Source organism: Acinetobacter sp. CWB-B33 (assembly GCF_039655955.1).
Lineage (GTDB): Bacteria > Pseudomonadota > Gammaproteobacteria > Pseudomonadales > Moraxellaceae > Acinetobacter > Acinetobacter bouvetii.
In genome coordinates this window covers 437,123-452,816 of record NZ_JAGFEU010000002.1, presented here as the reverse complement: position 1 = coordinate 452,816, position 15,694 = coordinate 437,123, and the positions used below count along the sequence as shown (strand labels likewise).

Sequence of the window (15,694 nt, the reverse complement as noted above, 5' to 3'; positions counted from 1 at the left end):
AGAATTCAGTGTGTAAAAGTAGCCCAAAAAAATAAAAATAAAAAAAGGTTTTTGAGCGATTAGCTGATATTTTTAACGTCCAATTACGTTTTAGATGTTTTTTTAAACAATGTCACCTGTATCCTTTTCTATTTGGCTCTGTCCTTGATAAATTAGCAGTTTGCGTGCCAATTTAAATTATGCGGAGAATCTGCTCAAAAAATTGTTTTTATAAGCCGCTATTGCTACATTCTCAGCATCTCTAATTTCTTATACAGATAACAAGCTACATGAGTAAAGTCAAAACTGTTTACCGCTGCGAACAATGCGGGACTGATCATCCTAAATGGGCAGGCCAATGCACAGACTGCGGTGAATGGAATTGCCTCACAGAAGTCAGCATTGCCCCGGCCATTAGCCACCGCGCGCAGCCCAAAATGGGCAGCAGCGGCGGCTATGCAGGCCAAGCAGCCTCTATCACCACCTTAAATAAAGTGACCGTTTCACGTGAATCACGCTTAGCTACAGGCATTGGAGAGTTTGACCGTGTCCTCGGCGGCGGCTTGGTCACAGGCTCCGTGGTTCTGATTGGCGGCGACCCCGGCATCGGCAAATCCACCATTTTATTGCAGACTGCCACACATATGGCGGCAGCCAACAGTTCGGCCTTATATGTAACCGGCGAAGAATCCCTATCTCAGGTCGCCCTGCGCGCACAGCGTTTAGACTTGCCGACCGATCAGCTCAAAGTCATGGCGGAAACTTGTGTAGAGCGCATATGCGATATTTTGGCGCACGAACGCCCAGCCGTGGCCATTTTGGACTCTATTCAGACCCTGTATACCGAAACCTTGCAGTCTGCGCCGGGCGGCGTATCGCAAATCCGTGAATCAGCAGCCTTGCTGACCCGTTTTGCCAAGAACAGCGGCACATCTTTATTTATTGTCGGCCATGTCACCAAAGAAGGTTCGCTTGCCGGACCGCGTGTTTTAGAACATATGGTGGACTGCGTGCTGTATTTTGAAGGCCAGTCCGATTCGCGTTTCCGCATGATCCGCGCAGTGAAAAACCGCTTTGGCGCTGTCAATGAATTGGGCGTGTTCGGCATGACGGATAAAGGCCTGCGCGAAGTCTCCAATCCTTCAGCGATTTTTCTCAGCCGTTATGATGAAGCCATTCCCGGCTCAATTGTAGTGATCAGCCGTGAAGGCACCCGCCCGCTGCTGGTTGAAGTGCAAGCGCTGGTGGATGATTCTCAGGGCCAGCCTAGGCGTGTCGCTTTAGGCCTAGACCAAAACCGCCTGAACATGCTGCTGGCCGTCATGCACCGCCACGGCGGCGTGCAAACATCAGGACAGGATGTTTATGTCAACATTGTCGGCGGCTTAAAAATCACTGAGACGGGTTCAGACTTGGCGGTACTGCTGGCCTGCGCGTCGAGTATTCGGGGTAAGGCGCTGCCGCAGCAGCTGGCTGTGTTTGGCGAAGTCGGCCTTTCAGGTGAAATACGCCCTGTGCCGAATGGTCAGGAGCGGCTAAAAGAAGCCATCAAGCACGGCTTTAAGCATATTATTTTACCGCGCGGCAATGCGCCGCAAAGCCCGATTCCTGGCGTAAATATCATCTCAGTCGCACGCCTGCATGAAGCGCTGACTGAAGCAATGAATCTGAGTGAAGAACTGACTTAATCGCTATTTCATGTCTTGAATCGTTTTTTTAATAAAAAAAACGATTTTCCTATTGAAATTCAAATAAAATGCCTGCATAAATACAGGGCGATTTTTTATTTTTATATAGGTAAATTTAATGGAAGTTCGACAGCGTGGTTTGATTGCGGGCGTTTTGACCGCTGCTTTATTGGTTGCACCTTTAGCTGCAGAAGCAAAACGTGCAGGTGGCGGTAAAAGCCACGGTATGAGCCGTCAAGCGGCCCCATCTCAGTCTTACCAACAGCCTCGTCAAGCTGCTCCAGTTCAACAGCCAGCAACTGCAGGCGCGCCAGCTAAATCTGGTTCAAATGTAGGCGGCATGGTGGCTGCCGGTGTAGCGGGCGCTGCAATTGGTGCAGTTGCCGCTAATGCTATGGCGGATGATAAAAACACTCAGGCGGCTTCTGAAGCGCAAGCCGCGCAAGAAGAAGAAAAAGGCGGCATTCCTAGCTGGATTTGGATTTTGCTTGCTGCAGCCGCTGCCTTCTTTATTTTCCGTAAGATGGGCGCAAAAAAAAAACTAGCCAATAATCCGTATGCGCCAAATAACGGTTCATCAAACATGGCTTCCGCCAATAATGGGCCGTTTGGTCAGCAAAATGCAGCGTCAGGTTCAGCTGCTGGCGGCAGCACTAATATTTTTGGTCAGTCCGTTGGCGGTTCTACTGCGTCTCAAGCACCTGTAAACAACGCGCCTTTTGCAGGCGGCGTATATACCAATTCCGGCAGCCAATTGCCGGACGGTACAGAGCCTGCGGCTTTTTTACGTGTTGCGCGTCAGCGTTTTAACCATATTCAGTCAATGAATACTGCAAGCAACATTGCAGAAATTCAGCGCTACTTAACGCCAGATCTTTATCAGTCCATGTATAACGACATTATGGCCAATCAAGATCAGGACGTTGCTGAGTTTTCTAATTTAAATGCAATGGTAGCTGACTCGACAACTGAAAATGGCCAATATGTTGTAAGCGTTCGCTTTACTGGCACCGTCAGCGAAGATTTAAACAGCCTTCCACAGCCATTTGCTGAAGTTTGGCATTTTGTAAAGCCTGCCGGTTCTAGCGAAGACTGGAAAGTGGCTGGCATTCAGCAAGAAAGCTAATCCAAAATGGTTTTAAAAGTAGCAGCTTCAGCTGCTATTTTTTTGCCTGCTCTTTTTTTCTGAATTCCTGATCATTCAGTCGATTACCGCGCTCACTAAAAGCTTCATCAGTTCACTTTGCGATGTCGAATATGTTTGTACGTAGATTTGATTAAATACGTGTGTATGGTGCTCAGCACTCACCTGCTCTAGGCTGTGTACGCAAGCGAAAATACATTACCGCCCTTACAGCCAGTATGAGCGCAGCAGCAGCGCCGTTTTAGCTGATTTAAACCCTGTCTTCTTAAAAGCTGATCTTCAGATTGGATTTTTTGAGGCCAACCTATTAGGCTATGCCTATTCTGCACTTTTGGATCCGCTATGTCTGACCTTCCTATTTCACCTGCATTGTTTAACCGCGCGACAGCAGGCAACCGCGATGCTCAATTTGAACTGGCTGAAATTTACATGCAAAGTGACAACGATGAGCATGTTGAGCTGGCTGAAGAGTGGGCGCTGAAAGCGGCGCAGCTGGGGCATGTTGAGGCGATGTATTGGCTCGGCGAAGGCTATGCGGTTTATGCCAAAGACATGCAGGAAGAAGATGCTGAAGAATCGAAAGCTTATTTTGAACATGCGCACCGCTGGCTGGAACAGGCGGCAAAGCATAATCACCCGGCTGCCATTTTGGAATTGGCGAATTTTTACCGCCGCGGCGATGTGGTGGAAAAAGACGTAGCTAAATCTATTGAGCTGGTTGAACAGTCAGCTAAATTGGGTGAAGTGCAAGCCATGCGCGATTTAGCATTTATTTATGCCAATGGCCTAGGCATTGACGCAAATGAAGAAAAAGCGGATTTTTGGACTGAAAAAGCCAATGCTGCTGAGCAGTAACCGCAAAGCTCATTGAAACAATCAAAGCCCATCAACAGATGGGCTTTTTTATATGACGGCCATTTCGCTCAACTCGCGATATAGTCATTAACATCCACAGTAATGACTTGGCGGCAAATCCCCTCGGCCTGACGCTGCCGCTCAAAATCTTCGGCTGACATGGCGTCAAAGCTGTCAAAGAAGCTGATTTCGGCTTCATCGATGTCATACACCAAGGAGTGATTGCCAATACCTTCAAAGGTATCGTAATAGGCAATTACAAACTTGTTTTGCTCAAAGGCCTGCAAAATTTCCGCATAGCCTATTGCAGGCAGTACAGGCAATTGCAATTGCGCCGCTTCAGCATAACTGCGTTTTTCACCCTCCTGCAGATCCGGATCATGTTCTGTATAAAACTGCACGTTAAAGCCAAATTTTTTCAGTCCAACGGCTAAACCAATCGTCGTTGCACCGTATCCAGCTTCATAGCCGCAGACCTCTATCAACTGCTGAATATCTGCATCTATTCCTAAATGCTGCAACAGCATCCAAACAGCGTAAATTCCGCCATTAGCGTCCAGGCTGGATAATTCTTCAGGCATTTCCAAAGCCATAATCAAAACTCAAAAATTTGTCTGAAGCGATAATAAACAAATCATTCAAAATTTGCCTGAAAGTTTTAATCATTCATGGGCTTTAGCATGCACAAAGATAATGTCTAAATCCTGCTGAGGCACAAAGTTCTTTTCTGACATTTGGAATCGTGTTGGACTGATTTTTTTAACTTTGCCCGCCCAGCAGAAGGACACGAGTTCTCCAGCATCCCGTTCAATGGTCAAGTTAAAGTCTTGAATCGGCTTGGCCCAATTCGCCCCAGTTTTTAAGATATAGCCTAATGCCTGATAAGGCGCCTGCTGCGATTTGGCTTTCTTTAAGCCAGCTTTAAAGTTCCGATCCATGCAGTACGCTTTAGTATCCTCTTCCGGATATAACGCCACAGAACCGCCCACCAGCGGCGCGTATTGATGCTGCACATGTGTTAAGGCATTAGCTTTAAAAGTCTGTTTCCAGCTGTAAATCACTTGTGAAGACCAGGTGATCACTTCTTCTTTATCTTTCGGCAGCGCTTTTTGCAATGCTGCATTGCTGCAGCCTCTTAGCTTGGTTTCAAAAGCCTCATATTCATAATTTTGCCGATTCCAAGGATTCAGCATCTCTTTTTCGCTAAAACCGCATTGCTTAAAGGCATCCGTCAAATCTACCGGCGCTGGCTTTTCATCTGTTAAAATAAAAGTCCGGACATGCATCTCAGGCTGTATAGATTTTCCATCGATCAGCACCTTAAAGCTTTTAAGCAAGCGTTCCGTATCCGCAAAATCGGACTCAAAGAAATTTTCAATTTTAGGCAGCGGAAAAAGAATGGTTTCAGTTACATCCTTCTGACTCAAATTTTTAAATTGATAATCCACCTGAATGATTTTTTTACTGATAAATAAGTCTTCACTGTACATTTGGATGTCTTTATTTTTCAAATATTGCACACCACCCGTGGCGACATAGCCTGTTGAGTCATTGGCCATGATTGACGCGGAAATTAGAGGCAAGGCTCCGAGTATTTTTTTCATCATTATTCTTTTATTCCAAACAGACCTATATAAAGTCAGAACGTATTATTCCATAAAATTTACAGATCAAATGCTTATCCGTTAGATATTAATCAATTTCAGATTGGAACTCATCCTAATTCCAAGTACAATACCCTGCTAGTCGAGGGATGCTGCGACTTTTTCACAGGCTGATTTTCAAAAACAGCAATGTGAAATCGCTAGGCTCGACGATTCGGTCATACACCTGTGAAATAACAGTGCTGATCAAAAACGGCATCCGCGAACATAACGATCCAATCTATTTTTTTCTAGGAGATCCTGATGAACGCGGTCACTGCTTCATTTACAGATTACAAAGTTGCCGACATTTCACTTGCTGATTACGGCCGTAAAGAAATTAAACTAGCAGAAGCAGAAATGCCAGCCCTAATGGGTCTTCGCAAACGCTATGCAGCCGCTAAACCGCTTGCTGGCGCGAAAATCCTCGGCTGTATCCACATGACCATTCAAACTGCAGTTTTAATTGAAACGCTGGTTGAATTGGGCGCAGAAGTTCGCTGGACATCTTGCAACATCTTCTCTACTCAAGACCACGCTGCTGCTGCAATTGCTGCTGCTGGCGTTCCAGTATTTGCTTGGAAGGGCGAAACTGAAGAAGAATACGTTTGGTGCTTAGAACAGCAAATTAACGTAAACGGCACACCTTGGGATGCCAACATGATTCTGGACGATGGCGGTGACTTAACTGCGCTTGTTCACGAAAAATACCCAGAAGTAATTGCTAAAATTCACGGTATTACTGAAGAAACCACTACTGGCGTGCAGCGTCTTTACGAAATGCACCGTGACGGCACTTTAAAAGTTCCAGCGATCAACGTAAACGACTCTGTTACTAAGTCTAAAAACGACAACAAATACGGCTGCCGCCACTCTCTAAATGACGCGATCAAACGCGGTACAGACATGCTTTTATCTGGCCGCCGCGCGCTTGTTATTGGTTATGGCGACGTAGGTAAAGGTTCTGCGCAATCACTTCGTCAAGAAGGCATGATTGTACGTGTCACTGAAGTTGACCCAATCTGCGCGATGCAAGCATGCATGGACGGCTATGAAGTTGTTGCTCCGTACAAAAACGGCGTGCAAACTGGCAAGAAAGAAGACATCAACCTTGACCTTCTTCAAAACACTGACTTGATCGTAACCACTACGGGTAACTACCACGTATGTGACGCTGCAATGCTTGATTCTTTAAAAGCGGGCGCTGTGGTGTGCAACATCGGTCACTTCGATACTGAAATCGATACCAACTACCTACGCGGTTATAAGTGGGTTGAAGTGAAGCCGCAAGTACACCAAGTTTACCGTTCAGAAGACGAAAATAACTATTTAATTCTTCTTTCTGAAGGCCGCTTAGTGAACCTTGGCAACGCTACTGGTCACCCTTCACGCATTATGGATGGTTCTTTTGCCAACCAAGTATTGGGTCAAATTCACCTATTCGCTGAAAAATTTGCTGATCTTCCTGAAGATCAAAAACAAGCAGCGATCCGCGTAGAACTGATTCCTAAGAAGTTAGACGAAGAAGTTGCTGCTGCAATGGTTGCAGGTTTCGGCGGCGTGTTGACAACTTTGACTCAAGAACAAGCTGACTACTTAGGCGTACAAGTTGAAGGCCCATTCAAAGCTGAGGCTTATAAATACTAAGTTTTTCACCTCTCCTAACCTCTCTTGCGCTGAACTTTTAAGCAGTGCTTAAAGCACGCTCAGGAGAGGGATTTTTCATTACCGTTTTAAATAATGTAATGGATTCCCCTTCTCCCTTAGGGAGAAGGCTGGGATGAGGGAAATAATAAACAAACAGTATTTATAAAAAAGGATTTGAACATGTCAAAACAGATTCCTATTTCCTTTGAGTTCTTCCCGACCAAAACTGACGCTGGCGCGGAAAAACTTAAAGTTGTACATCAAGAACTTCAGTTGCTCAATCCTGAATTTTTCTCTGTAACATACGGTGCAGGCGGTTCTACCCGTGAACGCACATTGTCTACATTGAATGATTTTAACGGCAAAGGCACACCTGTTGCTCCCCACCTGTCTTGTATTGGTGACAGCAAAGAGCGTATTGCTGAATTACTGGATTTATATAAATCACAAGGGATTGACCGCATTGTTGCACTGCGCGGTGATTTGCCGTCTGGTCAAGTGGGTTTAGGCGAATTACCGTATGCAACTGACTTAGTACGTTTTATTCGTGAACATACAGGTGATCACTTCAAAATTGAAGTCGCGGCCTACCCAGAAATGCATCCGCAAGCAGACAGCTTTGATTTAGACATCAAGCGTTTCTGCGACAAAGCCAATGCAGGCGCAAATGCTGCATTGACACAGTTCTTCTTTAATCCAGATGCTTATTTCTACTTTGTAGAGCGCATTCAGAAAGAAGGCGTGAACATTCCTGTCGCTCCAGGCATTATGCCTATTACCAATGCCAGCAATTTAATCCGCTTTGCGGACGGTACAGGTGCAGAAATTCCGCGCTGGATCCGCAAACAGCTTGCAACCTATGGTGATGACACAGATTCAATCAAAGCCTTTGGTCATGAAGTGATTGTAAAACTTTGCGAACGCCTGATTGCCGGCGGCGCGCCAAGCCTGCACTTCTACACCATGAACACCACTGATCCAACGCGTCAGCTTGTCACTGACCTTGGCTTAGCTTAACCCCCATTGCTCGAGTAATACTGAAATGCCCCGTTTTTTTATTGAAGCTGATTTAACTGTTGATACGGTCATCGAATTAACTGAAACAGTTTTTCATCACTGGGTGAAAGTATTGCGTGCGCAAGTGGGCGAAAAAGCCACCTTGTTCAATGGGCAAGGCGGCGAATTCGAAGTTGAATTGACGGAAGCTTCCAAGAAATCTGCTTCAGTCAAAATCATTTCATTTAATCCAGACAACCGCACCCCCGCTTTTAAGGCTTTACTCGGCCAAGTCATGAGCAAGGGCGACCGTATGGATTATGCAATTCAAAAAGCTGTTGAACTGGGCGTGGCAGAAATTCAGCTGCTGACCTCTGAACGCTGTGAAATGCGTTTAAAATATGACCGCGATCAAAAGAAGATTGATCATTGGCAAGGCATTGCCATCGCAGCCTGTGAACAATGCGGCATGAATGTTGTGCCAAAAATTCATGCCCCGATCAGTTTAGAAGCATGGCTGGCATACGATCTGCCGGAGACTAAACTGGTTTTAGCGCCAAATAAAGATGAAACAGATGTACTGGCGGATGCATCTTTACAAATTGCACTGCTGATTGGCCCGGAAGGCGGGCTGAGTGAAGCTGAAATTCGGCAATCCAATTCCGCCGGCTTTAAAAACTGGTGCATAGGCGCTCGAGTCTTGCGCACTGAAACTGCTCCAATTGTTGCCCTGTCAATTTTGAATTACCGCCTAAAAGCTTAGCTCATCCGAATATTATATTTTTGTATACAATTTGATTGATTTTTATGTTTAACGTAATTAATCTAATTGTAAGCAATAAAAATTAAGCGATGAAAAACCAGTGTGTTTGGATTAATAAAACAACAAGCGACTTTTAATTACTATATTTAAATAAGGCACTTATATTGATGACAGATGATCAATATGACTACATCAAGCAGTACAATCATGCTGCTCAAATCGAGAATACGCTTCGCTTAAGCCGTTATTTTCTTCTCAGTATTTTAATCATCTGTTTATATATCTTTTGTATTTACCAAATTTACTTTAACACTGTTAATTTTTATTTCAATTTTTGGTTTATCTTTACCGAATTATTTGCCAGTTTTTGCTGGCTCATCAGCACGGCCTATTTCAAGCCTCATCAATTTGACTTAAAAATTGCTCACCGCTGGCTTCAGTTTCAATGCTTCAGTATCGGTGCACTGATCTCTGCCGGCATTTTCATCATTTATTATTATTTGCCGTCTATAAATCCTAATTTTGCCGATATTCAAGCGCTGACCTTATCTGCATTATTGCTGATTGTGACGCAAACCTTTGGTTTAACCTATTTAACACAGAAGCTAAATTACTTTTGCTTGGCTTTTTTACCCTCCATTGTGCCCTACTTGGTTTCACAATTTTTATTTCTTGACAAAAGCAGCCACCTGTTCAGCTTAGCTATCAATTTTGCTTTAATTGTCATACTGTTATGTGCAACTACGTCATACCGCATTCACCGCCGCATTTCTACCCTTTATGCAAAAAACAGCCTTTTGGTGAAAGAGGCCGAACAGCAAGTGGCGTGGACTGATGACCTGTGCAAGCAGCTGAAAAATGAAATCAACCACTCTAAAGATATCGAACTGCAGCTTCAGCTGAACAATCAGCTGCTGGAGCAGAAAGTGAAAGAACGGACTTTCGATATCGAGCAAATGAACAAAAATCTAGAAGATCAGCAGCAGAATCTTCAGCTCGCGCATGAAATTGCCGGTTTAAAACCCTGGGATTGGAACATTAAAGACCGAACAATTTCCCTGTCCAATAATCATAAAGGCACCACTCAGCGCGATTCAAAAGAGCATCATCACCAACTGCTGCATACAGTCCATCCAGATGATGCAGAACAGTTCAAAAATGCGATGAAACAGCATTTACGCGGTCAGAATGACCGTTATGAATCGACCTACCGGGTACAAAACAGCCTGACTGGAAAATGGAGCTGGGTGCATGACATTGGCCGGATTATTGCCTGGGACCCTGACAGCAATAAACCGCTGCGCATGGTGGGCATCCGCCGTGATATTCAGCAGGAACGCACATCGCAAGAGCGTTTAAAATTGGCAGCCAGCGTTCTTAAGCAAGCGGCTGAAGGCATTTTTATTCTAGATGAAGAGCTTCGCTATCTGGATGTCAACCCATGTTATGAACAGCTGACCGGCTTTCGCCATGAACAAATGATTGGTAAGCATTTATTTGATATCGCTGCAAATTATAAATCGCAGCAGCGCAGCGCGCATGCTGAGATTTTAAAGCAGGTGCTGCAGCATCAGCAGTATGACGGTGAACTGCAGGAAAAATTCCTGTCAGGAAAAGAATTAACACTTTGGCTGCACATTAATGCAGTGCTGGATGATCAAAACCGTGTCGCTCATTATATCGGCATTGTCTCAGACTTGACTGAACGCAAGCTGCAGGAACAGCGTTTATCCTATTTAGAAAATTATGACATCCTGACCGATTTGCCCAACCGGTTTTATTACAACTATCAGCTGCATCAGTACTTGATTTCGCAGCAGGACTCTTTAAAGCAGCTGGCCGTCATACGCCTGAACATCGACAGATTCCGCCCGCTAAATGAATACCTCAGCAACAACGGCGGTGATGAGCTGCTTCGGCAAGTTGCTCAGCGCCTGCGACTAACCAATGCGGAGGCCTTATTTTTAGCCCATCTCAATGGCGATGATTTTGCCATTGTGTATGAAATTTCGCATATCCGCCCATCGGTGATGGAACATTGCGAACGCATTGCCAAAGCTTTCACACTGCCCTTCAATATATTGGGGCAAGATCATGTCATCACGCTGTCCATGGGTATTGCACTCTATCCAGAGCATGGCCGTCAGCTGGATTATTTAAACAACTGCGCGGAACAAGCGCTTTCTGAAGCCAAACACCTTGGCGGCAATACCATACGTTTATATTCCAATGAAAACACAGCGCTGCTGGAACAAGGCATCTTTTTGGAAAGGGAGCTCCGCAAAGCGATTCAAAGCAATGAACTGGTGGTCTACTACCAGCCAAAAATCAATTTCAGAGATAAAAATATCTATGGCTTTGAAGCTCTGGTGCGCTGGAATCACCCTGAAAAAGGCATTATTCCGCCAGGGCTGTTTATTCCGCTTGCCGAACAGACCAGCCTGATTTCAGACATTGGGCGCATCGTCATCCAGCAAACCGCCAAACAGATCAAGAAATGGAACCAAATGGGGTTTAATAACATTTGTGTCTCAGTGAACGTCGTTGCCCAGCAATTGCGCCGCGGCCAGCTGCTGATCGACTTGGACGAAGCCATCAAAGCCAATGAAATTTCCGGCGACAGCTTAGAATTGGAAATTACAGAATCATCATTAATCGAAAACTCAGAAACAGTCAAAAAACTGCTGCAGGAAATAAAAAGCCGCCATATCAATATTTCTTTGGATGATTTTGGCACAGGCTACTCATCACTATCCTATCTTGCTGATTTTCCTATTGATGTTTTGAAAATAGATCGCAGTTTTATTTCCAAAATCGGTCAAAACAAGCACGAAGCCATCGTCTGCGCTATGGTTGCCATGGGCAAGGCTATGGGCTTAACTGTGGTGGCGGAAGGCATTGAAACCGAACAGCAGCTGCAATATTTGCGAAATTTAGACTGTGACATCGCGCAGGGCTATCTGTTCTCCAAACCGCTCCCTGAAGCGGAAGCAACGGTATATTTAAAACAAAATGTCCGCCCTGCCACTTATACATACTTAATCTAAGTACATCTTTCCGGTCTATAAGTTTGTTGGAAAAAGGCACTTTAGCGACTGTCCGAAGTGCCGAACAAGTGATATATTCGTGCTTATTTAAGAAACACTACCCGCATTTTTGGGCAACTCAGAACAAACGAGATACAGATGGACGATCAATCTTTAAAACAGCAGGCTTTGTACTATCACGAATTCCCAACTCCGGGAAAAATCAGCGTCACGCCAAGCAAACAATTGGTCAACCAGCATGACTTAGCGCTAGCCTACTCGCCAGGCGTTGCTGCGCCTTGTTTAGAAATTGAACGTGACCCGTCAACCGCAGCGCTTTACACAGCACGCGGTAACTTAGTTGCAGTTGTCAGTAACGGTACAGCCGTACTTGGCTTGGGCAACATCGGTCCTTTAGCCTCTAAACCGGTTATGGAAGGCAAAGGCGTACTGTTCAAAAAATTCGCCGGTGTCGATGTCTTTGACATTGAAATTGCTGAAAACGATCCAGACAAAATCGTAGATATCGTTGCAGCTTTAGAACCGACTTTTGGCGGTATCAACCTTGAAGACATCAAGGCCCCAGAGTGCTTCTACATCGAGCAAAAACTTCGCGAACGCATGAACATTCCTGTGTTCCATGACGATCAGCACGGCACATCAATTATTGTCGGTTCAGCATTATTAAATGCATTGCAATTGAACGGCAAAAAAATTGATGAAATCAAAATTATTGCTTCAGGTGCGGGCGCTGCTGCGCTTTCATGCCTGAACTTACTTTGCGCTTTAGGCGCAAAGAAAGAGAACATCATCGTTGCCGATTCACGCGGCCTACTCACCGCAAAACGTGAAGGTCTGGATGAATCTAAAAAAGCCTATGTACAAGATATCGAAGGCACCCAGCTTGCCGATGTCATGGAAGGTGCAGATATGTTCCTTGGCCTTTCTGCTGCGGGCATTTTAACCAAAGAAATGGTTAAAGTGATGGCAAAAGATCCAATCATCTTTGCCCTTGCAAACCCAGATCCAGAAATTCTGCCGGAACATGCGCATGAAGCGCGTTCTGATGTCATTATGGCGACAGGCCGTTCTGACTATCCAAACCAAGTCAACAACGCGCTGTGCTTCCCTTATATCTTCCGTGGCGCGCTGGATGTAGGCGCAACCACCATTAATGAAGAAATGAAGATTGCGTGTGTACATGCCATTGCGCGCATGGCGCATGTTGAGGCGGATGCTGCATCTTATGGTGAAAAATCTGCATCTTTTGGCCGTGATTACCTGATCCCGCGCCCATTAGACCAACGCTTGATTCTTGAAATTGCGCCTGCAATTGCACAAGCAGCAATGGACTCTGGTGTAGCAACCCGTCCAATCCAAGACTTCTCTGCATACCGTCAGCGCCTGTCTGAATTCGTCTATAACTCTGCGTTTATGATGAAGCCGATTTTTGCGCAAGCCAAAACAGATCCAAAACGCATTGCCTATGCGGAAGGTGAAGATCTGCGCGTTCTGCGTGCAGTGCAAATTGCAGTCGATGAAGATTTGGCAAAACCGATTCTTGTTGGCCGCCCTGCTGTAATTGAAGCGAACATCAAAAAGTTAGGCCTGCGCCTTGAAGACGGCGTGAACATTACCATTGTCGATCAAGAAAAAAATCCTGATTACGACAAATTTGCTGATGACTACTACAGCATCATGCAGCGCAAAGGTGTGACACCTGAATATGCGCAGCGTGAAGCGCGCCGCCGCTCTACACTGATTGCAGCCATGCTGGTTCGTCATGGCGTTGCAGACGGCATGCTGTGCGGTACGTATTCAAGCTACGACATTCACTTAGACTTCGTCAGCAATGTGATTGGACTAAAAGAAGGCCGCAATAACTTCTTCACACTGAATGCATTGATGCTTGAAGACCGCAACTTATTCATCGCCGATACCTACATTAACCGCAATCCAACGGCAGAACAGCTGGCTGAAATGACTATTTTAGCCGCTGAAGAAGTCCGCCGCTTTGGCATTACGCCGCGTGTTGCGCTGCTTTCACACTCAAGTTTTGGTTCAGATCAAAGCGATGCCAGCGCGCAAAAAATGCGTCAGGTGTATGACATTTTGTCTGAAATTGCTCCAGAGCTTGAAGTTGAAGGTGAAATGCACGGTGATGCAGCGCTGGATGAGAATATCCGTCATTTCGCATACCCGAACTCGCGCTTCAAAGGTTCAGCAAACCTGCTTATCATGCCTAACTTGGACGCAGCAAACATTTCATTCAACTTGCTTAAAGCAACATCAGGCAACAATGTCACAATTGGCCCAATCCTGCTGGGTGCAGCCAAACCAGTTCATATTTTAACGCCGACAGCGACGACCCGCCGCTTAGTGAACATGACTGCTTTAACTGTTGCTGAGATTCAAGAAAATGAGAAGTCCGCGCTGTAATTTAGCTGGCTAGATCACACTTAGAGACTTGAGAAAACCTCTATTCTGTAGCATGATGGCTTCAAGAATAGAGGTTTTCTCATGCAAGTTTATTTAGTAGGCGGTGCAGTTCGGGATCAGCTGCTCGGACACCCCTATCACGAAAAAGATTATGTTGTTGTCGGCGCAACGCCGGAACAAATGCTTGCTCAAGGCTATCAGCCTGTGGGTAAAGATTTCCCTGTTTTCCTGCATCCAGAAACCAAAGATGAATATGCACTCGCGCGGACTGAACGCAAGGCAGGACATGGTTATCATGGCTTTGAATTTTATACAGATCCAGCGGTTACGCTGGAACAGGATTTAATGCGGCGCGACCTGACCATTAACGCCATTGCGCAAGACAATAATGGCAATTTATATGATCCTTACAATGGCCAAAAAGATTTAGAACAGCGCGTGCTGCGCCATGTATCTGAGGCTTTTGCTGAAGATCCCCTGCGCGTATTGCGTATTGCGCGCTTTGCGGCCCGCTATAAAAAATTAGGCTTTAAAGTTGCTGATGACACTTTTAGGCTGATGACGCAATTGGCAGAGTCTGGCGAACTGGAAGCTTTAACGCCTGAACGCGTTTGGAAAGAGACCGCCCGCGCCCTCATGGAAGATCATGCCGATGAATATTTTGAAGTGCTGCGCGCATGCGGCGCATTGAAAGTTTTATTTCCCGAGCTTGATCAGCTCTATGGCATTCCGCAGCGTCCTGAATACCACCCTGAGATTGACTGCGGCATTCACACCATGATGTCACTGCAGCAGGCCTGCCGGGCCAATTACTCTTTGGATGTGCGCTTTGCTGTACTGGTACATGATCTAGGGAAAGCCTTAACGCCGCAAGAAGAGCTGCCGCGCCATATTATGCATGAAGAGCGCGGCATTCAGCCCGTAACTGAGGTTTGCGAACGGCTGCGCGTTCCAACCAATACCAAACAGCTGGCAATTGCCGTCTGCAAAGAGCATCTGAAATGCCATCAGGCGCTGACGCTAAAACCGGGAACACTTTGGCGCCTATTGCAGCGTTTAGATGTCTTACGCCGCCCTGAACGCGTTGAAGCTTTTGTGCAGGCCTGCGAATGTGACTCCCGCGGCCGTTTAGGACTAGAAGACAGAGACTATTCTCAAGCGCAATATGTACTGGACGCCATGCAAGTGGTGCGCAGCATTAAAGCGCAAGACCTTCCGCCAGACGTCCAAGGCTCTGATATTGGCGAGATGCTGATAGAGCGGCGCATTGCGGCGCTGGCTGAATTGAAGGCACAACACGCAGCCCTGACGATCTAATAAAAAAAGCTCCTTACGGAGCTTTTTTTATTCACCATTTCAGCACGGCTGATCAGTATTTCTAATTGATGTCTTAAATGACCTCTTCAACATTAAAAATGCGGTTGAACATAACAATCAGCCATCTTTCACAGCATCAGCTGATATTTTTGCGATAGCACTTTTCTGATTAAACCCGTGTATCCGAAAGCCATTTA

Annotated in this window: 11 protein-coding genes; 9 read left to right on the top strand and 2 right to left on the bottom strand. The window is 45.7% G+C overall.

The genetic code is table 11. From position 1 onward, the window contains the following. The first annotated feature begins 269 nt into the window (after positions 1 to 269). From radA to JZ784_RS08305, 3 genes are all read left to right on the top strand, one after another. A complete protein-coding gene (gene radA, locus JZ784_RS08315) occupies positions 270 to 1,667 on the top strand; it encodes a DNA repair protein RadA (protein WP_130146612.1) in 1,398 nt (465 codons plus the stop codon). 118 nt (positions 1,668 to 1,785) lie between these two features. Next, on the top strand, positions 1,786 to 2,793 hold the full coding sequence (locus JZ784_RS08310; RefSeq protein WP_346314519.1) for a Tim44-like domain-containing protein: 1,008 nt from the start codon (positions 1,786 to 1,788) through the stop codon (positions 2,791 to 2,793). A gap of 360 nt (positions 2,794 to 3,153) precedes the next feature. Beyond that, positions 3,154 to 3,666, top strand: coding sequence for a tetratricopeptide repeat protein (locus JZ784_RS08305; protein ID WP_346314518.1), 513 nt, complete (start codon positions 3,154 to 3,156; stop codon positions 3,664 to 3,666). A 68-nt stretch (positions 3,667 to 3,734) separates the two neighbouring features. Here JZ784_RS08305 and JZ784_RS08300 read toward each other — a convergent pair whose 3' ends face one another. Together JZ784_RS08300 and JZ784_RS08295 are read right to left on the bottom strand one after the other, a co-directional pair. Continuing rightward, a complete protein-coding gene (locus tag JZ784_RS08300; protein WP_346314517.1) occupies positions 3,735 to 4,259 on the bottom strand; it encodes a peptidase C39 in 525 nt (174 codons plus the stop codon). Positions 4,260 to 4,328: 69 nt separating this feature from the next. Then, complete coding sequence (locus JZ784_RS08295) at positions 4,329 to 5,270, bottom strand: DUF4424 family protein (RefSeq protein WP_346314685.1); 942 nt, start codon at positions 5,268 to 5,270, stop codon at positions 4,329 to 4,331. 303 nt (positions 5,271 to 5,573) lie between these two features. Here JZ784_RS08295 and ahcY point away from each other — a divergent pair, with 303 nt between their 5' ends. From ahcY to JZ784_RS08265, 6 genes are all read left to right on the top strand, one after another. Further along, entirely contained in the window at positions 5,574 to 6,956 is a 1,383-nt protein-coding gene (gene ahcY, locus JZ784_RS08290) for an adenosylhomocysteinase (RefSeq protein WP_346314516.1), read from the top strand. A gap of 180 nt (positions 6,957 to 7,136) precedes the next feature. After that, the gene (gene metF / locus JZ784_RS08285; protein ID WP_005008548.1) at positions 7,137 to 7,973 is read left to right on the top strand and encodes a methylenetetrahydrofolate reductase [NAD(P)H]; all 837 of its coding nucleotides are present in this window, start codon (positions 7,137 to 7,139) and stop codon (positions 7,971 to 7,973) included. A 25-nt stretch (positions 7,974 to 7,998) separates the two neighbouring features. After that, the gene (locus JZ784_RS08280) at positions 7,999 to 8,715 is read left to right on the top strand and encodes a 16S rRNA (uracil(1498)-N(3))-methyltransferase (protein WP_346314515.1); all 717 of its coding nucleotides are present in this window, start codon (positions 7,999 to 8,001) and stop codon (positions 8,713 to 8,715) included. Between the two features lie 167 nt (positions 8,716 to 8,882). Further along, the gene (locus tag JZ784_RS08275; RefSeq protein WP_346314514.1) at positions 8,883 to 11,762 is read left to right on the top strand and encodes an EAL domain-containing protein; all 2,880 of its coding nucleotides are present in this window, start codon (positions 8,883 to 8,885) and stop codon (positions 11,760 to 11,762) included. A 138-nt stretch (positions 11,763 to 11,900) separates the two neighbouring features. After that, positions 11,901 to 14,180 carry an NADP-dependent malic enzyme gene (locus tag JZ784_RS08270; RefSeq protein WP_005008542.1) on the top strand — a complete coding sequence of 760 codons (2,280 nt, stop codon included), beginning with the start codon at positions 11,901 to 11,903 and terminating at the stop codon, positions 14,178 to 14,180. Between the two features lie 81 nt (positions 14,181 to 14,261). Beyond that, a complete protein-coding gene (locus JZ784_RS08265) occupies positions 14,262 to 15,497 on the top strand; it encodes a multifunctional CCA addition/repair protein (RefSeq protein ID WP_346314513.1) in 1,236 nt (411 codons plus the stop codon). Positions 15,498 to 15,694: the final 197 nt, after the last annotated feature.